Here is a 22,809-nt window from a genome sequence, read left to right on the forward strand (position 1 = left end):
ACAACTAGCAGAAAAAACTAATCAAACTACTATGGACAATATCAATAGTTTCCTAAACCCTCTTGATTTTATCATTGTCGGCATTTATCTGGTCGTTTTAATCGGAATTGGGTATTGGGTAAGTTTTGTGAAAAAAGAAGAAGGTGGAAGTGACGAAAACTTGTTTTTGGCCGGTCACTCATTGGGTTGGCCAAGTATCGGTTTAACCATGTGGGGAACCAATGTTGGTCCGTCAATGTTGATTGCTTCAGCAAGTATCGGTTATACCACCGGTTTAGTTGCCGGTAATTTTGCATGGTACGCATTTGTTTTCATCTTTTTGCTGGCCACCGTTTTTGCACCACGCTATCTTGGCGCCAATGTGCAAACGCTCCCCGAATTTATGGGTCGGCGTTTTGGGCAGTCTACCCGAAGTATCCTGGCTTGGTACACACTGGTTACCATTCTTATTTCGTGGCTGGCACTTACCTTGTTTGCCGGCGGAATTTTAGTAGGACAAATCTTAGCCCTCCCATTGTGGCTATCGGTTGTTATTTTAGTAGTGATTGCTGCTTTCTTCACCATTGCCGGTGGTTTGAAGGCCATTGCATACACCAATGTTTTTCAGATGATTTTGCTAATTGCCGTTTCGCTGATTCTGACAGTGGTTGGTGTTGTCAAAGCAGGTGGGCCGATGGAGATTTTTCATAATACCCCGGGCAGCTACTGGAACTTGCTTCTGCCCATGGATGATAAGAACTACCCATGGCTCGCTATTGTGCTCGGATATCCCATTATGGGAGTTTGGTTTTGGTGTACCGACCAATCGATGGTACAATCGGTGCTTGGTGCTAAAAGCTTAAAGCATGGACAGCTCGGTGCCAACTTTACGGGATGGCTGAAAATATTGGATGTGGCACTGTTTATTATTCCCGGTATTACTTGTTTTGTGCTATTTCCCGGCTTGAAAAATCCGGATGAGGCTTATATGACAATGGTAACACGATTGCTGCCATCAGGAATGATTGGGATGGTGATGGCCGTGTTAATTGCTGCTTTGGTAAGTACCATCGACTCGGCATTGAACTCATTGAGTACTGTTTTCACTATGGATATTTATGTGAAAAATTACAAACCTCAGGCAACACAAAAAGAGATTGTATCGATTGGACGTATCGTTACCGTTTTAGGTGCTTTTATAGCCGTTTTTCTGGCTGTGGCTATCGATAGCATAAAAGGATTGAATCTTTTTGATGTTTTCCAGGCCATATTAGGATTCATTGCACCTCCAATGTCAGTCGTATTTTTATTCGGAGTACTTTGGAAGAAAGCCACCCGAAGAGCTGCAAACTTTACACTGTCAGTTGGTACTTTACTTAGTCTGGGGACTGGTGTTACGTATTTATGGATTTTTCCTAAAGACAAATATGATTTTTGGCCTCACTTTTTGTTATTGTCCTTCTTTATTTTTATTGTACTGGCCTTGCTGGCTTTCCTGATTTCTTATTTCGATAAAAAATCAGAAGATCAAAATGTGTTGGACTATGGCAAGTTGCAAACGCCGTCAAAAAAAGTATGGATTTTGTGGGGAGCTTTAATTGTAGTGATGGTTGGTTTGTACATCTTATTCAACGGACATTAAAATTTAATGAACAGATGACTGGAGAATCTAAAAAAAGGTTAACTAAATTCACAATTTGGCTGAAGGCATTAATGCTGTTGAGTTTAATTGTTGGACATTCATGCAAACCAGTTCCGAAAGAAAAAAAGGAGATTCAGTATAAAGTTGGGGTTGTGGATTTGATGATTCTGAAACGCCAAAAAATTAGTGCATTGCCTTTGGCAAAAGAAATTGGAGCTGATGGAGTAGAAGTGGACATGGGAGGCCTTGGAAATCGTCCGACCTTTAATAATAAACTGATTGATCCGGTGATTCGAAAACAATATATGGACACTGCTCGTCAGCTGGGTATCGAGATTAGCTCATTAGCCATGACTGGCTTTTATTCACAGTCGCTCCCTAAAAGAGAAGGTGCAGTGGAAACGATTCAGGACTGCATCAATACAATGGTATTGATGGGGGTGAAGGTTGGATTTTTACCTCTAGGTGTTGAGGGCGATTTGATTCAATATCCTGAGCGGAGGGCTGCAATTGTTGAACGGTTAAAAGAGGTTGGAAAAAAAGCTGAAGCCGCTGGAGTGGTTATTGGCATAGAAACTGCATTGGATGCAAAGGGAGAAGTGGATCTTCTGAATGATATAGGATCTCCCGCAATTCAGATATGCTTCAATTTTGCCAATCCTTTAAAAAGTGGTCGGGATATTAATGAGGAGTTGAAAATATTAGGTAAAAACAGAATCTGTGAGATTCATGCTACCAATAAAGATAGTGTGTGGTTGGAAAACGATCCGCAAATCGATATGCACCAAATTAAAACCACCCTTGACGAATTGGAATGGAGTGGCTGGTTGCTGGTAGAGAGATCGCGTGATGCAAATAGCACGCGGGATGTTCGAGGTAATTTTGGAGCCAACGTAGCATATCTAAAATCTGTTTTTCAGTAAATTAAATGGAACGAAATATTTAAAAAACATAAAAAATGAGACAAATTTCAATCGTTATTTTATTCGTATTTGGATTCGGAGCATGCGGAGCAACTAATTTACCACACAAAGATGAAGCTTACTGGGAAGTTGTTAGCAAACGCGCCGAAAAGATTGTAGAAACACTGAACATCGATGTTGAAGAAAAATTCAATCGGGTACGCGATCGGATTGCACAACAGTATTATGATTTAAATGGTGTTCACGATCAGTTAGATGCTACTGTAAAAACCTTGAAAGAAGAAGCAAAGGATGAGGAGCAGGTGAAAGAGAAAATTGAAGAACTGACAGAAGAGGCTGATCAGAAATTGGACAGCCTGCACAACAGTTATTTGAAAAACCTGGCCAAAGATCTTAAACCTGATCAAATTGAGAAAGTGAAAGATGGAATGACTTACAGCGTTTTTCCTAAAACTTATCAAGCGTTTCAGGAAATGATTCCTCAGCTGACTGAAGATCAAAAGAAATTCATTTACCGGGCACTTTATGATGCCCGGGAAAAAGCAATGGATGCCGGATCTTCAAAAGCGAAACATGCCTGGTTTGGGAAATATAAGGGTCGCATTAATAATTATCTTTCAAAAGAAGGTTACGACTTGAATAAAGAAAGTAAAGATTGGCACAAACGCATTGAAGATGCTAAAAAGAAGTAAGCTTATCGATCAAGATATCTGCTGATAAACCCAAAAAATAAAATCAACTTAATTATGAACGAACTACTAAATAAACTGTCCAACTGTATTGAGTTTGGAAAAATAAACAAGGCTGCACCATTTCCTCCGCAAATGAAAGGGGAAGACGGTGCCGATGAAATTACCCGGCAGGCATTAGACGAGGGAGTGAACGCACAAGATGTGCTAACCGAAGGATTGATGCCCGGCATGGAACGTGTTGGTGTAAAGTTTCGCGAGAACAAAGTGTTTGTCCCTCAGGTATTAATGTCGGCGAAAGCCATGAGTACCGCGATGGTTCATTTGAAGCCCTATTTCGACTCAGGTGCGGCAAAGCAAAAAGGAACCTTTATAATTGGAACTGTTTTAGGCGATTTGCATGATATTGGTAAAAATCTGGTTGCCATGATGGTTGAAGGGAATGGTTATAAAGTAATTGATTTGGGAACCGACGTTGACACTCCGAAGTACCTTCAGGCGTTAAATGAAAATCCGGGAGCGGTAGTTGGTCTTTCGGCATTATTGACAACCACTATGGCTAATATGGAACGGATTACAAAGGAAATAAAGGCAGCAGCTCCTAATACCATAGTGGCTATTGGTGGCGCTCCTGTAAACGAAGAATTTAGTAAGAAAATTGGAGCCGATAATTATTCTTCGGATCCACAGGCAATTGTTGAGTTTTTAAATACTAAAACAGCTTAAACATGAACGGATTAAAATTGTTGGAAAAAGCGTTTCGGCTTGAAGAGGTAGAGAGAATTCCATGGGTTCCTTTTGTTGGGGTGCACGGTGGAAATTTAATTGGTGTTGATGCTGAAGCTTTCCAGCGCAGTTCGAAACATATTGTTGATGGAATTGATAAGGCTATTGAATTGTATAAGCCCGATGGAATTCCGGTGGCTTTCGACTTACAGATTGAAGCCGAAATCCTTGGATGTAAATTGGCTTGGAGCAAAGAGAACCCTCCGGCAGTCATTTCACATCCGTTAAACGAAGGTGTTGAACTTAGTTCGTTAAAACTGCCAACCGAAAACGACGGACGAATACCGCTTGTTTTAGAGGCGACAAGAGAACTACGGAAAAAACATCCCGAGCTGGCTTTGTATGGTTTAATTACCGGGCCTTTTACGTTGGCGCTACACCTGCTGGGAACCGATATTTTTATGAAGCTGTTCGAAGATCCTGACTATGTGAATGAACTGATGGAGTTTTGTGCTCAGGTTGGTATTAAACATGCCGAATTGTTGCTGGATGCCGGTTGCGATGTGATTGCTGTTGTCGATCCAATGACCAGCCAGATTGATCCGATGTCATTCGAAACTTTTGTAAGTCCATCAGTTACGAAAATATTTGATTTTGTTCGTTCAAAGAAAAAATACAGTTCATTCTTTGTTTGTGGTCATGCACAACAAAACATTGAAGTAATGTGTGACTGTAAACCAGATAATATTTCGATTGATGAAAATATTCCGTTAGATTTTGTGAAGGAAACAGCATTGGCAAAAGGAATTAGTTTTGGTGGAAATATGAAGCTGACCAGCGTGCTTTTGCTTGGAAACGAAATGGACTCGAGAAAGGAAGCGGTTAATTGTTTGGATCTGGGTGGAAAAAAAGGTTTCATTTTGGCTCCGGGATGTGATTTGCCAATGGATACGCCGGTTGCGAACTTGCAAGCGGTTACAGAATTGGTTTATGACGATTATGCCCAGCAGGTGGCTCGCGAAATGGAACACACTTCATCCTTGCAACCCTTGAGCTTGGACGGTCACTTCGAAGAAGGCAAAGTAGTGGTTGACATTATCACACTCGACTCTGCTTCGTGCGCCCCTTGCCAATATATGGTTGAGGCAGTAAAACAGGCTTCGATCGATTTTGGAGACAAGGTGATTGTCAACGAGCATAAAATTAAGGATGTAGAAGGAATTCAGATGATGATGGCCTTAGGCGTACAAAATGTGCCGACGACCTGTATCAACGGAAACGTGGAATTTATCAGTCAAATTCCACGCAAAACTGAAATTGAAAAAGCAATTAAAAAGGCGATGAATTAATGAGCATTCCATTGCACTTAATAACCGGGTTTTTAGGAAGTGGCAAAACATCATTTCTCGATCATTTTCTGAAAAAGACCGACACAAAAGAAAATATAGCGATTATTCAAAATGAATTTTCTCCTGTCAATATTGACGGGAGAAAGTTTTATGAAGACTCAAATTTTCAGGTGCTGGAAATTAATAATGGTTCGGTGTTTTGTGTGTGTCTGCTTGGTTCATTTATTCAATCGTTAAATGAATTTGTTAAAAAATATAAGCCGGATCTGTTGCTGATGGAAGCATCGGGTTTGTCTGATCCCATCGGTGTTGGGCAAATTTTTCAATCATCGCAATTAAAGGGTAAAGTTTATTTAGAACATGTTTGGTGTTTGGTTGATGCTTTCAATTTTAACCGGATACCCGCTCTAAAAGTACGAATGGAGCACCAGCTGCGGAGTGCAGACACCATTATCCTAAATAAAACAGACTTGTTAAAAGGAAGTACCGACGATCTTTTAACGAAAATTAAGACGATCAATCCGTTTGCAAAGGTAGTAGAGGGGCTTTACGGTCAGGTTGATATTAACGATTACAAAAAAGCACTCAACTTATTTCCTGAAGATCAAGCTTCGGCTTTAGGGCGACCGGATATCGGATCTGTTGTAATTCGTTCAACCCGTTCTATCGCTCCCGAAAACTTAACTCAGTTCTTGAATCAGTTAAAGGCAGATTGTCTCCGATGCAAGGGGTTTGTCAAGTTGAAAACTGGCAAGTCAGCTTTCGTTCAAGGGGTTTTAGATTCGGTTACGATACACGAAGTCGAGAATTTCTCGGGCGCTGGAGATCTTGTTTTAATTGGTAATTTTGAGGATGAGAAGAATCTTCAGCTTATGTTTGACGAATACTGCAAAGATGAACATTGAAAGAAGTTTTACATTTGAAGAACTGGAAATTGATCCGAAGGAAATTATAACAACTTTAGGATACACCGAAGATTCATTTTTTGAACCATTCCCAACTTATTTGGCTCAGGCGTTTGAGTGTTGTAAACAACTGAATGATATAAAAGGGGCATACCGAATTCTAAAGATGGATGAGTTTTGCTCTGATGAAAAAAAAGTCTGCGTTAAGAACTTGCAATTTAACGTTGGACGAACGATTCGAAAAGAGTTAAACGGCGCGGAAAATATTGCCTTCTTTGTATGTACTGCCGGAGCGGAGATTAGTCAGCTTGCTGATAAGTTGCTGAAGGGCGAAGACCCCGTTCTTGGCTACGTGTACGATGTAATTGGAAGTGCCATTGCGGAGGCTGTTGGCGATAAAATACAAGAAGCTATCAGCCTGAGTGAACATGAAGCAGGGAGAAAAATTACAAACAGGTATAGTCCCGGTTATTGTCATTGGAATGTGACCGATCAGCACAAACTGTTTTCCATTTTCGGAGGAACTGTGTGCGATGTAAAGCTGACACCATCGGCTTTGATGCATCCCGTGAAATCGATTAGCGGACTAATTGGGATTGGTGAAAAGGTTGAGTTTCACGATTACCAATGCAATCTTTGTCAACTTGAAAATTGTGTTTATCGCGATAAACATTAGCTTGTTCTAAAAAGCAAGGTTAATTTTTGCAATCTAAAATATGAAAAATATGAAAAAAGGATATTGGATATTGGCAATGCTGTTTATAGTATTAATGGCCTGCAGACAAGAAAAAGAATATTATGTATTTAGCACCTTCAGAGAGCCGGCAACCGATGGTCTGTTTTTAGCTTACAGCGAAGATGGCTACCATTGGAATGACTTAGGAGGACCATACTTGGCACCAGAAGTTGGAACTCAAAAAGTTATGCGCGACCCTTCTATTGTGCAAGGGCCCGACGGTACTTTTCATTTTGTCTGGACTTCATCATGGCGAGATGATTTAGGAATTGGTTATGCAAGCTCAAAAGACTTAATCAACTGGTCGGAGGAAAAACATATTTTGCTGATGGATCATGATACTTCTACTGTAAATGTTTGGGCTCCCGAGCTTTTTTACGACGATGAAAAAGACGAATATATTATTGTTTGGGCATCAACAGTGCCCTACAAATTCGAAAAGGGAATTGAAGAAGAGAGAAATAATCATCGACAATACTATGTCACAACTAAAGATTTTGAAACGTTTTCAGAAACGAAACTATTTCTCGATCCCGGCTTTAGTGCAATTGACGGGACGATTGTAAAGCGCGCTCCAAACGACTATGTGTTGGTGTTTAAAGATAATACGCGTCCTATGCGAAATATAAAGGTTGCCTTTGCTGATTCTCCGGTTGGCCCTTTTCATGATATCTCCGGCCCGTTTACGAAATTTAAAACCGAAGGACCGACTGTCGCCAAAGTGGGCGATCAGTACTTGATTTATTTCGATTCGTATGGCGACTATGAATATGGAGCGGTGAGTACAACCGATTTTGAAACGTTTAAGAATATTTCAGATCAGGTTTCACTTCCCGAAGGGCATAAGCATGGAACCATTTTTAAAGTAAAGCAGCAAATTATTGATCAGCTTTTGGAGAATCAACCTAATTTAGGAAAGGAATAAAGAAGTAATAGAATGAAATTTAAGAGATACTGCAAAACATTGGCTTTAGAAGATAATCTTCGGTTAATTGAAGGCTATAAAAAGATTCATGCTCCGGGTGCTTGCTGGACTGAAATTACTGAAGGCATGAAGGAAGTGGGCATTCTGGATATGGAAATCTATATACACGGCAGCCAGTTGTTCATGATTATGGATACCATTGCTGATTTTGACCATGAACAGGCGATGGCCGACTTGGCCCAAAAACCACGACAAGGTGAATGGGAGGCTTATGTTTCCCAATTTCAGCAAACATCAGAGGACGCCTCAGCCAATGAGAAGTGGCAATTGATGGAACGAATTTTTGAGATCGATCAGGAGAACAGTTATCCGGCAATCGAAGGACAGTTAAAAGAAACATATTCCAATGAGTAAAAATAAGCAACTAGGAAATACGGGAATTGAATGCCCGTCAATTATATATGGTACTAGTTTTTTAGGAAATCTTTACCGAAAACTTTCGGATAATGAGAAACTTAGCTTGATGAAAGAGTGGTTTCGAGTTAGCGAGGGGAAGGTCATGATTGACAGCGCTGGTAAGTATGGTGCAGGGTTGGCTTTAGAGGTTATCGGAAAGGGACTTGAAAAACTCGGTGTCGATCCATCAACGATTACAATCAGTAATAAATTGGGTTGGTACCGCATTCCGTTAACGACTGACGAACCCACTTTTGAAAAGGGAGCCTGGGCGAACTTAAAATATGATGCGGTACAAAAAATAAGCTATTCCGGAATATTGGAGTGTTGGGAGCAGGGCTGCGAACTTTTAGGAGGAACTTATAAATCGGAAGTTGTTTCAGTACACGATCCTGACGAATATTTGGCAGCTGCAAGTAGCGAGGGAGATCGTCAAGCCAGAGTAAACGATATTTTGGAAGCTTACAAAGCACTATTCGAATTGAAAGAAAAAGGTGAAGTGAAAGCTGTTGGAATTGGCTCTAAAGATTGGTTGGTTATTAAAGAGCTATACCAGAACGTAAAGTTTGATTGGGTCATGTTTGCCAATAAATTCACACTTTATCATCATCCAAAAGAGATTGTAGACTTCATTGAACAACTGGATCAGGATGGAGTTGGAATTATTAATTCAGCTATTTTTAATGCCGGGTTCATTACTGGTGGCAAATATTTTGACTATAGAGTTCTCGACCCCAACGATCCGGCAGGTAAGCATCTGTTTGAATGGCGCGAGAAGTTCTTTGCAATTTGCGACAAACACAACATTCAGCCTGGCGATGCTTGTTTGAAGTTTGCTTTGTCGGCGCCGCAAATTAGTGCCGTGGCACTTAATCCTAGTAAGCCCAAGCGTATGGCAAACAACAAAGAAGTTTTGAAAAGAGAATTCCCCAATGAGTTTTGGGAGGAATTAAAGAAAGAAGGAATTATTGATTCAGATTACAAATATTTGTAAAAGATCAAATCATGATTATTGATACACATCATCATTTATGGAATTACGATCCGCTTGAATTTGACTGGATTGATGATGACATGGCAACAATTCGCCGGAGCTTTTTGCCTGAAGATTTGAAAGCTACAATAGATTCGACCGGAGTAAGCGGCGTTGTAACAGTGCAAGCTCGGCAAATTGTTGAGGAAACCGAATGGTTACTCTCGTTGGCTGCCGAGAACAATCTTATGAAAGGGATAGTGGGGTGGTTGCCACTGGCGGCTGATAATGTTAACGAGCTGCTGCAAAAGTATTCTGAAAATAAATGGCTGAAAGGAGTTCGCCACGTTGTTCAAGGTGAGCCGGATCCTGACTTTATTTTAGGGGAAGCATTTAACCGAGGCATTTCATTGTTGAAGGATTACCAATTGGTGTACGATATTTTGATATTGGAATATCAGTTGCCGAATACAATCAAGTTTGTCGATCAACATCCTGAGCAGGTTTTTGTGTTAGATCACATAGCCAAGCCTAAAATCAAATTGAATGAAATTGAACCTTGGGCTAAAAGTCTAAAGGAGTTGGCAAAGCGGGAGAATGTTTCTTGCAAAATTAGTGGAATGGTTACCGAAGCTGATTTTAAGCAGTGGACACCGGAACAGCTGCAACCCTATTTTGATGTTGTATTAGATGCGTTTGGCCCCTCCAGATTAATGTATGGATCGGATTGGCCGGTTTGTCTGGTGGCTACAAAATATTCAGGCTGGCTGCAGCTGGTCAAGCAAGTTCTGTCGGATCTGAGTGATTCAGAAAAAGAGCAGATTTTTTATAAAAATGCAGTTGAAACATATCAACTTTAAATAGAAAGAATGACCGTGAAAAAAACTCATATCCTTTTAAAGAAAGCATAAGAGGAAATACACGAGTCGCATAACATAAACAATATAAAAGAATGAAAGCAATTGAAATAGTAAAACCCGGCGAGATGCAAATCGTTGATCGCGATATGCCGCAGGTGGGTAACGAAGATATTTTGTTGAAAATAAAATATGTAGGATTTTGTGGATCAGATTTGAGCACCTATCTCGGAAAAAATCCGTTGGTGCAATATCCTCGAATTCCGGGGCACGAAATATCGGCCATTATTCAGGAAGTCGGAGAGGATGCTCCTGCAAAATTTAAAGCTGGTCAAAAGGTGACGGTTGTTCCTTATACCAATTGTGGGCAATGTTCTTCATGCAAGCAGAAACGTTTTAATGCATGTCGTTACAACGAAACGCTTGGCGTACAGCGTGATGGTGCGATGGCTGAATACATTGCTGTACCTTGGCAAAAAGTGTTGGTTGATGAGGAGTTGACTGATGTTCAGCTTGGCTTGGTTGAGCCAATGACAGTCGGATTTCATGCGATTGACAATGCGGAGGTGACCGATATTGACACGGTAATGGTGTTTGGTTGTGGAATGATTGGAAGTGGTGCAATTGTTCGTGCACATTTGCGAGGAGCAACAGTTATTGCCGTTGATATTGATGATCAAAAATTGCAAGTTGCGAAAACACTCGGGGCGACTCATTTGATCAATTCGATGAAACAGAACCTACATGATGAGCTTGTTAAAATCACAGATGATAATGGACCTACAGTTGTTGTTGAAGCAGCAGGTAGCCCAATTACTTATCGCTCGGCAATTGAGGAAGTCGGTTTTGCCGGACGTGTGGTTTGCATTGGATATGCCAAAGAAGATGTGGCTTTCCCCACAAAATTATGGGTGCAAAAGGAACTACAGATTTTTGGCTCTCGAAATGCTAATCCGTCTGATTTTGAAGCTGTAATTAAGTACTTAAAAACCAGCCAGCTCGATAGTCAATTGCTAATTTCAAAAACAGTTCAGCCAACCGAAGCTCCGCAGGCCATGAAACAGTGGTCGGAAGCTCCGGGTGAGATCCTGAAAATTTTGGTTGAGTTTTAACTTATAATAGATCGATCATCGGCATGGGGAAATCATGCATTCCAGATTTCCCATGCTTTTATTGCTTGCAAGTGAAGCATTTCCAATCCGTTTTTTGTTGAAGCTCCTTTTTCCTGCCCCTTTTTTAGAAATAGAGTCAATTCAGGGTTGTACACCAAGTCAAAAAGAACATGGTCTGATGTGATGTACTCATATGGGATTGATGGACAATTATCAACTTTTGGAAAGGTTCCAAGTGGTGTTGCATGAATAATAATTAGGTGCTCTTTCAATAAAGTCTCATCAATTTGTTCGTAGCGTATTTCTTTATCGAATAATTCTGTTTCGATTGAAGCAGAAAGATAATCGATACTATTTTTATCCAGAATGTGTTTGATTGCTTTTGAAGCTCCACCGGTTCCCAGTATCAATGCTTTTTTGTGTTTTTCATTCAACATTGGCATCAATGAATTCTCAAATCCATAAATGTCAGTATTGAATCCTTTCAATTTTTTTTGACTTCCTGAACGAATAATTTTTACGGTATTGATGGCTCCAACTTGAGCTGCCTCCTCATCAATTTCATCCAAATAAGGCATGATTTCTTGTTTGTAAGGAATCGTGCAATTCAATCCGGCTATATTGTCGTTCTTTTCAAAAATTGTAGGAAACTCACTAATCGTATCCAATTCAAAGTTGACATATTCGTGCTCTTTCAATCCTTCTTTTTCAAATTTGTCGGAAAAGAATCCTTTTGAGAAAGAGTAGCCCAGTCGATATCCTATTAATCCGTATGTCTTCATTTGTTTAATTTTTTTGATATTCCTTCGATTATAAAAATAAGAGCGAACCCCAATGCCGCAAGCCCAATGGCACCCGCTAATTGTGGCTGGAGTCCGGAGATGGTTTCGTAGCTTGTTGGCAGTATATTTTCTTCAACTAGCGGTTTTACTTCTCCATGCCGGTCAATAAAAGTTTCCACGGTTTCTTTCCATGGCCATACTTTGTTTAACGATCCGATCATGAAACCGGCTAATAGCGCAATTGTTAGATCATAATAGCGCTTTAATAACCAACTTAATAGATTCGAGAATAAGATGATTCCCAGAGCTGCCCCCACCATAAACACAGCTATTACCGGTAAATTAAAGCCTGAAACGGCGTCAAGTATGAACTTATACATGCCAAGTAGTACCAAGATGAAACTTCCGGAAATGCCTGGTAGTATCATGGCACAAATAGCAATGGAACCTGATAAAAATACAAATGCATAACTGCTGTGAGCTTCGGCTGGCGTTACGATAGTAATAAAATAGGCAATAACTGCTCCCGCAATCATTGATATAATAGTTCCAATTTTCCACTGTTTAATGTCTTTCCCAACGTAAATAGCCGAAGCGACGATCAGTCCAAAAAAGAATGACCAAATCAGGATGGCATGATTTTCAAGCAGGTATTTTAATCCTTTTGCCAGCGACAATACGCTGATGCCAATTCCGATGACAACAGCTAATAGAAAGTTGCCATTAATTTCGCTCCAGAATTCTTTGAACTTACCCGTGAAAAATAGCTTCAAAGAGCGTATGTTGACTGATTTTATTGAGTCGATTAGTTCCTGATAAATTCCGGTAATGAAAGCAATTGTTCCTCCTGAAACTCCGGGGACAACATCAGCTGCTCCCATTCCCATACCCTTTAGTGTAATCAAAAGGTATTCTTTTAGCGATCGGTTCATGTGTGTGTGTTTGATGACAAGCAAAAATAGGTGAGTAAATATGAAAAAGAAAGATTTGGTGAAAAATTTTATGTGAATTTGACTTTAATAAAATATAATGAAGTCTGTTTTTATGATTTTAGCAAGTTTACCGTGTGGCACGCAACAACTGCCGCAGTTTCTGTGCGGAGTCTACTTTCTCCTAGACTAACCGGAATAAATTGTTTGTCGATTGCCAATGTAACTTCATTTTCGGAGAAATCGCCTTCGGGGCCAATCAATATTAGGTTTGAGTCACTGGCCTCCAATTCATTCTTGAGAATATGCTTGTCCTGTTCGTAACAATGTGCAATAAACTTCTTTGACTCGCTACTTGAATTAATCAAATCGTTGATAGGAGTGAGGTGGTTCAATTTTGGCAAATAAGCTTTTATCGATTGTTTCATTGCCGAAACGATTACCTTTTCCAATCGTTCGTGCTTTACCACTTTGCGTTCTGAATGCTCACAAAGAATTGGCGTTATTTCATCGACTCCAATTTCTGTCGCTTTTTCGAGAAACCATTCGAATCGATCAATATTTTTTGTGGGAGCTACTGCCAGATGCAGATAATTATTTCTTTTACCGAACCCATTCACCTTTTTAATGACATGTACTTGGCATTTCTTAGGATGAGCATCAATTATTTGTGCTTCGTAAAAGTTTCCTTTTCCGTCGATTAACTGAATGGAGTCACCTGCATTTAGTCGAAGTACCCGAACAGCATGTTTCGATTCGGTTTCATTTAAACAGTAGTCATCTGCATTGATGTCTGGCGTATAAAAAAGCTGCATAGTTTTCTTTGTTGCAAAAATAGAGAAAGGAATTGTTTTTCAAAGTTAAAATTGCTTTGTGGCTGCTTTATTTCTACGGCTAATTGAACATTCTTGGTATAAGATGGAATGACACATTTCCCTTTCTTGCGTCTACTTCGCTCCATTTATCTACTTCAAAATCAATCCCTACAGTTGAACAGGTTGGCATGTCGCTGTTAAAAGACTTGGATAAATTGTAACTCATTTGGTGCATCATTGGGTTATGCCCGAATATATATACACACTGAATATCATCAGAAAGATCATTTATCAAATCTAGAAATTCCTGGGTTGTCAATCCGTGGTATAAATCATTAATTTTTATAATTATGTCGATTGGGTAGTGAAAGTTGTCTGCATAGATTTTAGCAGTTTTAAATGCCCTTTTGGCCGGACTGGAAATAATTAAGTCTGCTTTTTTTCCTTCGGCCATAAGAGTCGAGCTAATTTGGTTAGCATCTTTTTTTCCCCGGTCTCTAAGCTTTCGATTAAAATCATCTTCGTAACCATAAGGAACTGCTTTTGCATGACGAACAATAACAACTCTTTTCATTTTATTGGATTTAAAATATTTGCAAATTGCTAAATGTGACCACTATATTAATTATTCTTTCAAAATTAGCTTAATTTTGCTTTCCATTAAAGTTTATAGCCCTTTTATGAAGAAGATAGGATTGATTTCTGATACTCACGGAGAATTAAGTAGAAGAGTGGTACGGTTTTTAGAAAACGTGGATGAGATATGGCATGCCGGAGACATCGGAAATGAGCAACTGGCAGACAAGCTATCTGCATTAAAACCTTTACGAGCAGTGTATGGAAATATTGACGGACATGTTTTGCGTAGAATGTTTCCAGAGACCCTACGTTTTTTTTGTGAAGATGTTGACGTATTAATTGCCCACATAGGAGGTTATCCAGGTCGGTATGATTCCAGAATTAGAAAGCAGATCTATACGAATCCGCCACAACTGTTTATCGCAGGCCATTCGCACATTTTAAAGGTGATAAATGATAAGAAAATTAATTGCTTGCACATGAATCCGGGAGCGGCTGGTAATAAAGGATTTCATAAAGTTTGTACCGCCATTCGATTTACAGTTGACGGTAAAAATATTCAGGATCTGGAAGTACTTGAATTTGAAAGAACGAAGTTTTGATACATAGTCTCTTTAATCTATAATTAAAAAATATAGATTAAATGATCTAATATTTGTAAGTATAGTCTATTTTGTCTATATTTGAACATGCAAAGGATCGCAGTAATATCAGCAGATGTCATTAATTCTTCAAAGTTTGAAGAATCTGTATTTATGCAAACCATGGATGTGTTAGAAGAACCGGCCAGTAATTACTTGGTTAAAGGTGACGAACCTATTCTTTCTAGTCGAGGAGATAGCTTCCAACTAATGACTGAAGAAATTCAGCAAGCTTTTCGAAAGTGTATTTATTTAAAATCTTTCTTTAAACAGAAAGAAGTAGGGGTGAAGAACAAGAATGCAAACGCAGCAATGGATGTCAGGATATCGTTAGCTGTTGGACAAGTCAATGAGGTTCCGAAGCATATCGGGAAGTCGATGGAACGCCCATTTGTGCTGTCAGGACGAGCTCTTGATGCTATGAAAAAGAAGAAACAAACCTTAATTATTACAACTACGAATGAGGAATATAACAAGGAGTTTGAGTTAGCATGCGCATTTTTAGATCAGATTTTTGCAGGCTGGACATTGGCGCAAGCTGAAGTTATTTATTATCTTGTTCAGGGATACAAACAAACTGAAATTGCCAAGATATTGAATTTGTCTCAACCGTCGGTTAGTAATCGAATTCATCTAGCCAATTGGACTTTAATAGAAAAGATGAATGAACGGTATCTTGATATTTTAGAGAAAATATAAGTAGTAATGATTTTATTTCTTCGACTATTAATTGCACATCTAATTGCTGATTTTTTATTGCAGCCTAATTCGTGGGTAGAACATAAAAACAAGAATGGAGTTAAGTCACTAAAGTTATTCTATCATATTCTTGTTGTAACCAGTATTTCTGTTTTATTTTCGCTGGATTATTTTACCTGGCAAATACCACTATTTCTATTTATTTTCCATTACCTGATCGATTTAGCAAAGATTTATTTAAAACCATCAAAGACAGGGAGCTTGTTGTGGTTTTTAATTGATCAGGTTTTCCATGTTGTGGCAATTGGTGGAGTTGTATTTATTATAAATGGTGTGCCTTCAAATATAGCGTCACAGTTTTCAGATTTAATTTCGAACGAGAGAAATTTGGTAGTCGGACTTGCTTATATTTTTGTCATCTGGCCATCAATGATTATTATCAATCTGGCCACTAAGCGCTGGCAGAGTCAAATTCATCAGACGATGGGGGAGCCAAGTCTGCAAAACGCAGGGAAGTGGATCGGGATTTTGGAGCGCATTTTAGTATTGACATTTGTTTTGGGTGCGCAATTTCAGGCAATTGGTTTTCTGATTGCTGCAAAATCAATTTTACGAATATCGGTTAAAAACGAAGATGGCACTCGTCTGTTGTCTGAATATGTTTTGGTTGGTACTTTCATTAGTTTTACAATTGCAATAATGACCGGTTTATTGACAAATTCAATGTTGTAGATTGTTTTTATTTCTGAAATGAAACAGCTATCCAATCATTTTGCTCTTTGATGTCAACTTTATGCAGCACTAATTCGGCAGCTTTCCCAATAATATCTTCTAAATCATTTTTATAGAATCCGCTTACAACAAGTAATCCATCTTCATTTAAAACTGAAACATACTTCTCAATATCCTGAAGGATGATGTTTTTCTGGATGTTTGCCAATACGATGTCAAATTTTTTCTCGCTTAGCAGTTGTGCATCGCCGATAAATGCTTGCAGATTGCTGACTTTGTTTAATCTTGAATTTTCTATTGTTGCTTCAAACGACCAGCTATCAATATCAATTGCCGTTACGTCTTTTGCTCCAAGCATCGATGCATAAATGCCAAGAATTCCGGTTCCGCAACCCATATCTAAAACGGCCTGACCTTCCAGATTAATGCCGGAAAGATGATTCATCATTAAACTGGTTGTTTCATGATTGCCGGTTCCAAAAGCCATATTCGGATCAATAACAATTTCGTATGTTGCTTCCGGATATTCGGTATGAAAGGGAGCCCGTATTAATACTTTTTTATCGAGTAGTAGTGGTTCAAAATAGTTTTTTTCCCATTCTTCGTTCCAATTAATATCGGGCATTTCTTCAAGTTTAAAACTAGCTTTGAAGGGAACTGACTCCAGGCAATTTTCTATCTCCCTAGAAGTAACTTTCCCGATTGGGGAAAAAGCATGAACCTCATCATCCACTTCATCAAAGCTTTCGAAATCAAGTTCAGATAGGTAGGCAATTAATATCTCGCGGTTGGTTTCACTGTCAGCATTAATTGCAAAACTAGCTTTTGTGTATTTCATATTTGTCGGCTATCAATATTTTGGGCGAAGATAGAAAAGAATAGTTTACAAGGCGTCTTTTACCTCAGTAGAATGATGCTTTCACAACAACAGACGTTTGCGCTTATTCTTTTGCAATTTTCATTTGCTGAAAGCCCGACCAAAACTGGTAACTGTAGTATTGAGCTTTTCTATCGAGTAGTCGATAGCCAAATGAAGTGAACTCGTATATGGTAGGATAATGATTTATAACGACATCATTTAGCGTCTGTTTTATTTTTTTGATTTCTTCTTCATAGGATTCAAGTATCTGATGCTTGGCTAGTAAATCATCCATTGCTTTCAGTTCTTCTTCTTTTCTATATTCCGGAAATGATCGATCCTTTTCAATGATGGATTCCGTAAAGCTGATGGTTTGCTGAGCCATGATCATCAACACTTCACTCATCTTCTCATCTTTTTCCAATTGAAATAGATTATGCAACAATGAAGTAAAAACTTCAATAAAATCATTCCTAAACTGATTTCGAAATTCATCGACTTTTTTGAATTCCTTAAGCAGTTCTTCCATCAATTTATCGGTATTTAATCTCATGGGGGTCTCAGGTATTAAGATTTCATATTTTGGGAGAACGTATAATTCGCTCCGTAAATTACTGATAAAAATAAAAAAAGCCATCTGTTTTTTCAGATGGCTTCATTATTTAGTTGAGTATTTTCTCTTTTAATTAATAAGCATTGATAATGCCTAAGAAATCTTCAGCTTTCAACGAAGCTCCACCAATCAAACCTCCGTCTACATCTGGATTGGCAAATAACTCAGGAGCATTGCTTGGCTTCGCGCTACCACCATAAAGAATTGAAATTTCATCAGCAACTTCCTGGCTGTATTTGGCAGCAATTGCATCGCGAATATCTTTGTGCATTTCTTGTGCTTGTGCTGTTGTTGCCGTTTTTCCTGTTCCAATAGCCCAAATTGGTTCGTATGCGATAATTAACTTTTTGAAATCTTCAGCACTCAAGTTAAAGATAGTTTCTTCTAATTGATTGATCACATATGCTTTTTGAGTACCAGCTTCGCGAATATCCAAAGCTTCACCACAACAATAAATAGGTGTTAAGCCATTTTCTAAAGTCAATGCAACTTTTTTATTCAGAATTTCACTGGTTTCGCCATAATATTCACGTCTTTCAGAGTGACCTAAAATGACATATCCGGCACCAGTTGACTTTACCATAGCAGCAGAAACTTCACCGGTGTATGCACCGCTGGCTTCGGCAGCACAGTTTTGAGCAGATACTCCTACACGGTTGGTGTCAATTGCATCAACTACACTTGTAATATGTGTGAATGGAGTTCCAAGAACAACAACAACGTCTTCAGCGCCTTCTTTGGCAACTAGTTCATTAACAGCTTTTGCTAACTCAACACCTTCTTGAACTGAAGTGTTACATTTCCAGTTACCGGCAACTACTTTTTTTCTCATGTTATTTTATTTTTCGGGATAGTGATTATTTTTTGAATAATATCGCCCAAAAATAGAAAAAGCGTCGATAACCACCTAACTATTACAAGACCACTTTCTTGATTTAACCTAAGATTAAACCCTGAAAATTAAAAGGTGAGTGTATGCCAACCTTCTTTCAAATAGTTGCTTAATGGAACGCCCATCCCTTTAACATCAATATCCAATTTCTTGAGGTCTTCGACTACGCCGTACATATCAGCACAGTAATAGCAAGCTTCCACTTTAACACCATTCTCCTGCATTGTTTTAATGTAATCCTGAAGCATTTCATTTTCAGCTAATAGTTTTGATGAAGGTTCCCACACAATCAAAAACACTTCATCGAACCAAGCTTGCTTTTTTGCATTATTGGTATACATAAAACACACTTTTTCAGCAACTTCAGGATCGCCGCTTGTCCAGAGTACAGCTAGTTTATTGCTATTTGCTTCCATTGTTTTGTTTGTTGCAGCAAAACTATTTATTGTAAATAGCAGAACAGCGATTGTTATAAGAAAAAATGGTTTCATAATATGGATGAGTTTGAGTTTGAAAAGAAAATTAAGATTATCCTTTCCAAAAACAAAATCGACGAATGAGCTCACCGCTTTATTGCTGAAAATTAATTTGTTAGTTGGTGTCAAAATATTTTTAGTCAGATCGAAACGGGCCTGAGATCAGATTAAAAAAAGAAAAGGATATCTCTCTTTAAGCAAGAGAGATATCCTTTTCTTAATCTTAAAGAGTGGCGGGTTAATTGAAATCAAAGGTCAATTTCATAAGTAATTTGCCACCATGAATTTTAGCCCGGTTAAACAGGTATGGATTTGATTGTGGCCCAAAGCTCGTAGCATTTTTAAATTTGGAACCGATAGCATTTATCCCATGCAGAAATGAAATGTCTCCCGCAGGATAGTCAATTTTTGTTCTCGCTGGCGCAGTGGGGGCATCGGGCGTTAGCATCCGGAGAAAGATATCATTGCTTTCTACATAAACGGTAAATCCAGGAGCATTTTTTCCTTTTATCTCTGCCCAATAGGTGTTGGCGTGATAACCTTTAAATTCAGGGTAAATGAAACCAGATTCTCCGGTTATCGTATTGTTATATTTTTTTCCCACAAGCCAAAATTTACGCCTTTCATGCGGTTTTTGTATACGCGATATGGGCCATCTCCGAGCCATTTCATTCCTGCGACATTTTTCTCAGGAAAATCAAAGGAGATTCCGGCAAACTGGCAATTATTTGCTGGTTGATAAGCGACAGCTAGATCGACTAGCCCGTTACCGTTAATAGTCCATGTAAAATGATCATCATTTTCAAAAGTAACAGCGATGATTAACTCGTTACCGTTAAAATAATGCTTAACATGTTTTACCTTCTTTTCCTTGCTCACAAAAACAGGCCCGTTGGAAAGTGGTATTTTAAGTCCATTGTTTTTTAATTCAGCAATCGTTCCATTATCTTTTTTAAATGAAATCTCCAATTGCCCGGCTTTCACTTTCAGTTCGCTCTGGGTTTCTTCGAGCAGAGGTTTTAAAACCGAATTTTTGCTAAGTAGTTCTTCTGCCTTAATAGCGGCTTTTTTTACAGGCCAGCTCCATGTATTAATAGTTCTTCCATATTGATCAGTGGCAGTTATGCGAAGGGCGTCAAATTGTTGCCAATTTTCAGGAAGTGAAACTTGTAATTGACCATTTTGTCCGTGTGTCAGATTAATGTCGATATGCTCCGTTTTGCTGATTGTCTCTTTTACCTGTTCGGAAGGAGAAGAAAATTTTAGCCAATCTGCTTTTATAGCACACTGGTCGATGTTGGTGAAAAGGAACCTATTCTCAATGTTGAATTTGCCGTTAAAATCGGGGGTAATGTAGCGTTTCTCAAAAAAGATTGGCGACCAGATTTCCTTAATGGTGAAGAAGCTTCCTTCTTTTTCGTTATAAGGTCCAACAATTCCGTCTGGAGCATGATTGCCATCGGTGTCAAATTCATTATTTCGATCGGTTCGTTCAATGGCTTCATCAGCAAAAACCCAGAGGAAAGCTCCTGCGCAAAGCGGATCATTCCACATTCTCAGCCAGAAATCGTCCAAGCCTGCGCCATGGCCTCCATCATAAAGTCCATGTATAATTTCGGTAGGAAATAATATCTTTCGTTTACTAAATCCATCGTTTGACAAATAGTTATAGTCGAAATAGTGAAGGGTATTTGTCATTTCATAATCTTGCCAAGGATGGATTACAATTCGTTTTTGAATATCCAGTTCAGCAAAGTCATCATTTAGACTATTGTTTTCACCACCTTCATTTCCATTGGCCCAAATAATAATGCTGGGATGATTAACGTCGTGCGCGATCATTTCCTCCAGTAATTTTCTTCCAACAATATCGCCATAAGACGGTTTTTGCCAGGCAGTAAGCTCATCTAGCACAAACAACCCCAACGAGTCGCAAACATCCAGAAAGTGCCTGTCGGGCGGGTAGTGTGACATCCGCACTGCGTTCATATTCATGTCTTTCATTAAGTTGACAGCGGTAATGCTAAGTTCTTTTGAAGATGTTCTTCCATATTTGGGATGGAAGGTGTGGCGGTCAACACCTTTCATTTTGATACGGACGCCATTTACATAAATACCATCACTTTCTCTGACTTCAACGGTTCTGAATCCAAATCGCTCGGTATATTGATGGATTGTTCTACCATTCTCGTCCAACAACGAAAACACAGCGTTGTACAAGTTTGGATACTCCGGATTCCATTTTAGTGGGTTTCTTAGATTTCCTTGAACTCGGGTGTTATTGGCTGTTACCGACTGACTGAACGATGTTTGAACGTTACCGTCCAGTGTTTGAATATCGACATGAATAATTGAGGCGGTTTTTGAATTTTTCAGGTGAACATCAGCGGTAAAATCGCCGTTATGTTTTGCATCAATCTCAACGCGTTGGATATTGGTTTTTGGCTTGACTTCAAGAAAAACAGGTCGAAAAATTCCACCGAAAATCCAGAAGTCAGCTTTTCTTTCCGCCTGGCTTACTGATAGATTGTCAGAGTGTTTTTTTACCAGAACTTCCAGTTGATTTTCATTACCGGATTTTATCAATTTGCTAATGTCATATTTAAATTGGTAAAAAGCACCCTGATGGACAGGCCCAGCCAGCTTGTCATTTATTTTAACTTCTGCATCGGTCATTACCCCATCAAAAACAATCGTTATTTCTTTGTTTTTCCAACTTTTCGGAACCGTGAAGTTGTATCGATAAAGCCCGGTTTCATTCAAACGTTCTTCAAATGGATCATGTCCATAATTGTAGTCGCCAAATCCTTGTTGTTCCCAGCAGGAAGGAACTGCGATGGTTGACCATTCTCCCGACTTTCTTCCATCTGAACAGTAAAACTCCCATTCGACGGGATTTTCTGCTCCGGTTCCGGATAGGTAGATTGTTTCGGTTTCTTGTGCAAATAAAATACTTGTAAAAAGCACTAACAGGTTTAGTGTAATTAGTTTCATCATTTTTTGTATTGGTTTTGTACTAAGATAAAGGAAAACATTGCTTGTTGACTCTATTTTTAATGTAAATCACGTTCTGTTAACCGTTAAAAGCTTACGTTTTTCATCTTTAATCTTTTTGATAATCAGTCTGTATCACACAGTTTTCAATTATATTTGAAGCTTTTCAAAAATCATGGTGGCTGAAAGACAAAAACTCGAATCTTAATTAAAAAAGATACTTGAAAGTGATCAGTTTTCACGTTCAAATGTGAATACGGTGCTACTCTCTCTATTGTTTCGTACAACTATTGAAGGACGAAAGTTGAAGGAAGCCACAATTGGATCAGAGATTTTTGGTAATAGCTACGACCCTGTAAAGAATGACAATAAGGTTCGGGTTTATATTCATAATCTCCCAAAAAATTAGCTGCCTATTACGAAACGGAAGGAAAAAATGACAAGGTCATTTTTCAGATTGAAAAAGGAGAGTACCGGGTCATTTTTAAAGACGTTGAAAAGAAAAAGTCATTATTCAGTAAATTCA

25 protein-coding genes are annotated in these 22,809 nt (G+C 38.8%); 15 read left to right on the plus strand and 10 right to left on the minus strand.

Features of this window, described 5'->3' with window-relative positions:
* The first annotated feature begins 31 nt into the window (after window positions 1-31).
* The 12 genes from ACTB00_RS01400 to ACTB00_RS01455 all read left to right on the plus strand — a co-directional run bounded on the left by ACTB00_RS01400 (window position 32) and on the right by ACTB00_RS01455 (window position 11,272).
* Complete coding sequence (locus ACTB00_RS01400) at window positions 32-1,621, plus strand: sodium:solute symporter (RefSeq protein ID WP_463298162.1); 1,590 nt, start codon at window positions 32-34, stop codon at window positions 1,619-1,621.
* Window positions 1,622-1,635: 14 nt separating this feature from the next.
* A complete protein-coding gene (locus ACTB00_RS01405) occupies window positions 1,636-2,544 on the plus strand; it encodes a sugar phosphate isomerase/epimerase family protein (protein WP_463298163.1) in 909 nt (302 codons plus the stop codon).
* Between the two features lie 35 nt (window positions 2,545-2,579).
* Window positions 2,580-3,236 carry a DUF3826 domain-containing protein gene (locus tag ACTB00_RS01410; protein ID WP_463298164.1) on the plus strand — a complete coding sequence of 219 codons (657 nt, stop codon included), beginning with the start codon at window positions 2,580-2,582 and terminating at the stop codon, window positions 3,234-3,236.
* 54 nt (window positions 3,237-3,290) lie between these two features.
* On the plus strand, window positions 3,291-3,959 hold the full coding sequence (locus ACTB00_RS01415; RefSeq protein WP_463298165.1) for a corrinoid protein: 669 nt from the start codon (window positions 3,291-3,293) through the stop codon (window positions 3,957-3,959).
* A gap of 2 nt (window positions 3,960-3,961) precedes the next feature.
* On the plus strand, window positions 3,962-5,308 hold the full coding sequence (locus ACTB00_RS01420) for a uroporphyrinogen decarboxylase family protein (RefSeq protein ID WP_463298166.1): 1,347 nt from the start codon (window positions 3,962-3,964) through the stop codon (window positions 5,306-5,308).
* Complete coding sequence (locus tag ACTB00_RS01425; RefSeq protein WP_463298167.1) at window positions 5,308-6,213, plus strand: CobW family GTP-binding protein; 906 nt, start codon at window positions 5,308-5,310, stop codon at window positions 6,211-6,213. The genes ACTB00_RS01420 and ACTB00_RS01425 overlap by 1 nt, the downstream gene beginning before the upstream one ends.
* The gene (locus tag ACTB00_RS01430; protein ID WP_463298168.1) at window positions 6,203-6,889 is read left to right on the plus strand and encodes a vitamin B12 dependent-methionine synthase activation domain-containing protein; all 687 of its coding nucleotides are present in this window, start codon (window positions 6,203-6,205) and stop codon (window positions 6,887-6,889) included. Before ACTB00_RS01425 ends, ACTB00_RS01430 begins: the two co-directional genes overlap by 11 nt.
* Before the next feature lie 49 nt (window positions 6,890-6,938).
* Window positions 6,939-7,874: a glycoside hydrolase family 43 protein gene (locus ACTB00_RS01435; protein WP_463298169.1), complete on the plus strand. Its 936-nt coding sequence runs from the start codon at window positions 6,939-6,941 to the stop codon at window positions 7,872-7,874.
* Window positions 7,875-7,886: 12 nt separating this feature from the next.
* The gene (locus ACTB00_RS01440; protein ID WP_463298170.1) at window positions 7,887-8,288 is read left to right on the plus strand and encodes an L-rhamnose mutarotase; all 402 of its coding nucleotides are present in this window, start codon (window positions 7,887-7,889) and stop codon (window positions 8,286-8,288) included.
* A complete protein-coding gene (locus ACTB00_RS01445; RefSeq protein WP_463298171.1) occupies window positions 8,281-9,324 on the plus strand; it encodes an aldo/keto reductase in 1,044 nt (347 codons plus the stop codon). Before ACTB00_RS01440 ends, ACTB00_RS01445 begins: the two co-directional genes overlap by 8 nt.
* Before the next feature lie 11 nt (window positions 9,325-9,335).
* The gene (locus ACTB00_RS01450; RefSeq protein ID WP_463298172.1) at window positions 9,336-10,163 is read left to right on the plus strand and encodes an amidohydrolase family protein; all 828 of its coding nucleotides are present in this window, start codon (window positions 9,336-9,338) and stop codon (window positions 10,161-10,163) included.
* 92 nt (window positions 10,164-10,255) lie between these two features.
* Window positions 10,256-11,272, plus strand: a complete 1,017-nt coding sequence (locus ACTB00_RS01455; RefSeq protein ID WP_463298173.1) for a zinc-binding alcohol dehydrogenase family protein — start codon at window positions 10,256-10,258, stop codon at window positions 11,270-11,272.
* 32 nt (window positions 11,273-11,304) lie between these two features.
* Here ACTB00_RS01455 and ACTB00_RS01460 read toward each other — a convergent pair whose 3' ends face one another.
* The 4 genes from ACTB00_RS01460 to ACTB00_RS01475 all read right to left on the minus strand — a co-directional run bounded on the left by ACTB00_RS01460 (window position 11,305) and on the right by ACTB00_RS01475 (window position 14,372).
* A complete protein-coding gene (locus ACTB00_RS01460) occupies window positions 11,305-12,054 on the minus strand; it encodes a shikimate dehydrogenase family protein (protein ID WP_463298174.1) in 750 nt (249 codons plus the stop codon).
* Complete coding sequence (locus ACTB00_RS01465) at window positions 12,051-12,986, minus strand: polyprenyl-phosphate transporter (protein WP_463298175.1); 936 nt, start codon at window positions 12,984-12,986, stop codon at window positions 12,051-12,053. Before ACTB00_RS01465 ends, ACTB00_RS01460 begins: the two co-directional genes overlap by 4 nt.
* Before the next feature lie 110 nt (window positions 12,987-13,096).
* On the minus strand, window positions 13,097-13,798 hold the full coding sequence (locus ACTB00_RS01470) for a 16S rRNA (uracil(1498)-N(3))-methyltransferase (protein WP_463298176.1): 702 nt from the start codon (window positions 13,796-13,798) through the stop codon (window positions 13,097-13,099).
* Between the two features lie 79 nt (window positions 13,799-13,877).
* Window positions 13,878-14,372, minus strand: coding sequence for a SixA phosphatase family protein (locus ACTB00_RS01475; RefSeq protein ID WP_463298177.1), 495 nt, complete (start codon window positions 14,370-14,372; stop codon window positions 13,878-13,880).
* Window positions 14,373-14,478: 106 nt separating this feature from the next.
* On the opposite strand from ACTB00_RS01475, the gene ACTB00_RS01480 reads away from it, so the two are divergent.
* The 3 genes from ACTB00_RS01480 to ACTB00_RS01490 all read left to right on the plus strand — a co-directional run bounded on the left by ACTB00_RS01480 (window position 14,479) and on the right by ACTB00_RS01490 (window position 16,449).
* Entirely contained in the window at window positions 14,479-14,979 is a 501-nt protein-coding gene (locus ACTB00_RS01480) for a metallophosphoesterase family protein (protein ID WP_463298178.1), read from the plus strand.
* A gap of 87 nt (window positions 14,980-15,066) precedes the next feature.
* On the plus strand, window positions 15,067-15,717 hold the full coding sequence (locus ACTB00_RS01485) for a hypothetical protein (protein ID WP_463298179.1): 651 nt from the start codon (window positions 15,067-15,069) through the stop codon (window positions 15,715-15,717).
* 6 nt (window positions 15,718-15,723) lie between these two features.
* Window positions 15,724-16,449, plus strand: a complete 726-nt coding sequence (locus tag ACTB00_RS01490) for a DUF3307 domain-containing protein (RefSeq protein WP_463298180.1) — start codon at window positions 15,724-15,726, stop codon at window positions 16,447-16,449.
* 7 nt (window positions 16,450-16,456) lie between these two features.
* Here ACTB00_RS01490 and prmA read toward each other — a convergent pair whose 3' ends face one another.
* The 6 genes from prmA to ACTB00_RS01520 all read right to left on the minus strand — a co-directional run bounded on the left by prmA (window position 16,457) and on the right by ACTB00_RS01520 (window position 22,286).
* Window positions 16,457-17,287: a 50S ribosomal protein L11 methyltransferase gene (gene prmA, locus ACTB00_RS01495; protein ID WP_463298181.1), complete on the minus strand. Its 831-nt coding sequence runs from the start codon at window positions 17,285-17,287 to the stop codon at window positions 16,457-16,459.
* 103 nt (window positions 17,288-17,390) lie between these two features.
* Window positions 17,391-17,861, minus strand: coding sequence for a hypothetical protein (locus ACTB00_RS01500; protein ID WP_463298182.1), 471 nt, complete (start codon window positions 17,859-17,861; stop codon window positions 17,391-17,393).
* 133 nt (window positions 17,862-17,994) lie between these two features.
* Window positions 17,995-18,753 carry a triose-phosphate isomerase gene (tpiA, locus tag ACTB00_RS01505; RefSeq protein WP_463298183.1) on the minus strand — a complete coding sequence of 253 codons (759 nt, stop codon included), beginning with the start codon at window positions 18,751-18,753 and terminating at the stop codon, window positions 17,995-17,997.
* A 128-nt stretch (window positions 18,754-18,881) separates the two neighbouring features.
* Window positions 18,882-19,304 (minus strand): DsrE family protein, encoded by a 423-nt coding sequence (locus tag ACTB00_RS01510; RefSeq protein ID WP_463298184.1) that lies wholly within the window; start codon window positions 19,302-19,304, stop codon window positions 18,882-18,884.
* A gap of 223 nt (window positions 19,305-19,527) precedes the next feature.
* The gene (locus tag ACTB00_RS01515; RefSeq protein WP_463298185.1) at window positions 19,528-19,893 is read right to left on the minus strand and encodes a hypothetical protein; all 366 of its coding nucleotides are present in this window, start codon (window positions 19,891-19,893) and stop codon (window positions 19,528-19,530) included.
* Window positions 19,866-22,286, minus strand: coding sequence for a glycoside hydrolase family 2 TIM barrel-domain containing protein (locus tag ACTB00_RS01520; protein ID WP_463298186.1), 2,421 nt, complete (start codon window positions 22,284-22,286; stop codon window positions 19,866-19,868). Before ACTB00_RS01520 ends, ACTB00_RS01515 begins: the two co-directional genes overlap by 28 nt.
* Window positions 22,287-22,809 lie beyond the last annotated feature (523 nt).

It is taken from the genome of Sunxiuqinia sp., assembly GCF_055140945.1.

Coding starts and splice junctions, on each gene's coding strand:
- ACTB00_RS01435 (WP_463298169.1), top strand. CDS start 6,939: ATGAAAAAAGGATATTGGATATTGGCAATGCTGTTTATAGTATTAATG.
- ACTB00_RS01405 (WP_463298163.1), top strand. CDS start 1,636: ATGACTGGAGAATCTAAAAAAAGGTTAACTAAATTCACAATTTGGCTG.
- ACTB00_RS01460 (WP_463298174.1), bottom strand. CDS start 12,054: ATGAAGACATACGGATTAATAGGATATCGACTGGGCTACTCTTTCTCA.
- tpiA (WP_463298183.1), bottom strand. CDS start 18,753: ATGAGAAAAAAAGTAGTTGCCGGTAACTGGAAATGTAACACTTCAGTT.
- ACTB00_RS01430 (WP_463298168.1), top strand. CDS start 6,203: ATGAACATTGAAAGAAGTTTTACATTTGAAGAACTGGAAATTGATCCG.
- ACTB00_RS01520 (WP_463298186.1), bottom strand. CDS start 22,286: ATGATGAAACTAATTACACTAAACCTGTTAGTGCTTTTTACAAGTATT.
- ACTB00_RS01465 (WP_463298175.1), bottom strand. CDS start 12,986: ATGAACCGATCGCTAAAAGAATACCTTTTGATTACACTAAAGGGTATG.
- prmA (WP_463298181.1), bottom strand. CDS start 17,287: ATGAAATACACAAAAGCTAGTTTTGCAATTAATGCTGACAGTGAAACC.
- ACTB00_RS01410 (WP_463298164.1), top strand. CDS start 2,580: ATGAGACAAATTTCAATCGTTATTTTATTCGTATTTGGATTCGGAGCA.
- ACTB00_RS01485 (WP_463298179.1), top strand. CDS start 15,067: ATGCAAAGGATCGCAGTAATATCAGCAGATGTCATTAATTCTTCAAAG.
- ACTB00_RS01445 (WP_463298171.1), top strand. CDS start 8,281: ATGAGTAAAAATAAGCAACTAGGAAATACGGGAATTGAATGCCCGTCA.
- ACTB00_RS01450 (WP_463298172.1), top strand. CDS start 9,336: ATGATTATTGATACACATCATCATTTATGGAATTACGATCCGCTTGAA.
- ACTB00_RS01420 (WP_463298166.1), top strand. CDS start 3,962: ATGAACGGATTAAAATTGTTGGAAAAAGCGTTTCGGCTTGAAGAGGTA.
- ACTB00_RS01400 (WP_463298162.1), top strand. CDS start 32: ATGGACAATATCAATAGTTTCCTAAACCCTCTTGATTTTATCATTGTC.
- ACTB00_RS01490 (WP_463298180.1), top strand. CDS start 15,724: ATGATTTTATTTCTTCGACTATTAATTGCACATCTAATTGCTGATTTT.
- ACTB00_RS01480 (WP_463298178.1), top strand. CDS start 14,479: ATGAAGAAGATAGGATTGATTTCTGATACTCACGGAGAATTAAGTAGA.
- ACTB00_RS01425 (WP_463298167.1), top strand. CDS start 5,308: ATGAGCATTCCATTGCACTTAATAACCGGGTTTTTAGGAAGTGGCAAA.
- ACTB00_RS01500 (WP_463298182.1), bottom strand. CDS start 17,861: ATGAGATTAAATACCGATAAATTGATGGAAGAACTGCTTAAGGAATTC.
- ACTB00_RS01440 (WP_463298170.1), top strand. CDS start 7,887: ATGAAATTTAAGAGATACTGCAAAACATTGGCTTTAGAAGATAATCTT.
- ACTB00_RS01415 (WP_463298165.1), top strand. CDS start 3,291: ATGAACGAACTACTAAATAAACTGTCCAACTGTATTGAGTTTGGAAAA.
- ACTB00_RS01470 (WP_463298176.1), bottom strand. CDS start 13,798: ATGCAGCTTTTTTATACGCCAGACATCAATGCAGATGACTACTGTTTA.
- ACTB00_RS01455 (WP_463298173.1), top strand. CDS start 10,256: ATGAAAGCAATTGAAATAGTAAAACCCGGCGAGATGCAAATCGTTGAT.
- ACTB00_RS01510 (WP_463298184.1), bottom strand. CDS start 19,304: ATGAAACCATTTTTTCTTATAACAATCGCTGTTCTGCTATTTACAATA.
- ACTB00_RS01475 (WP_463298177.1), bottom strand. CDS start 14,372: ATGAAAAGAGTTGTTATTGTTCGTCATGCAAAAGCAGTTCCTTATGGT.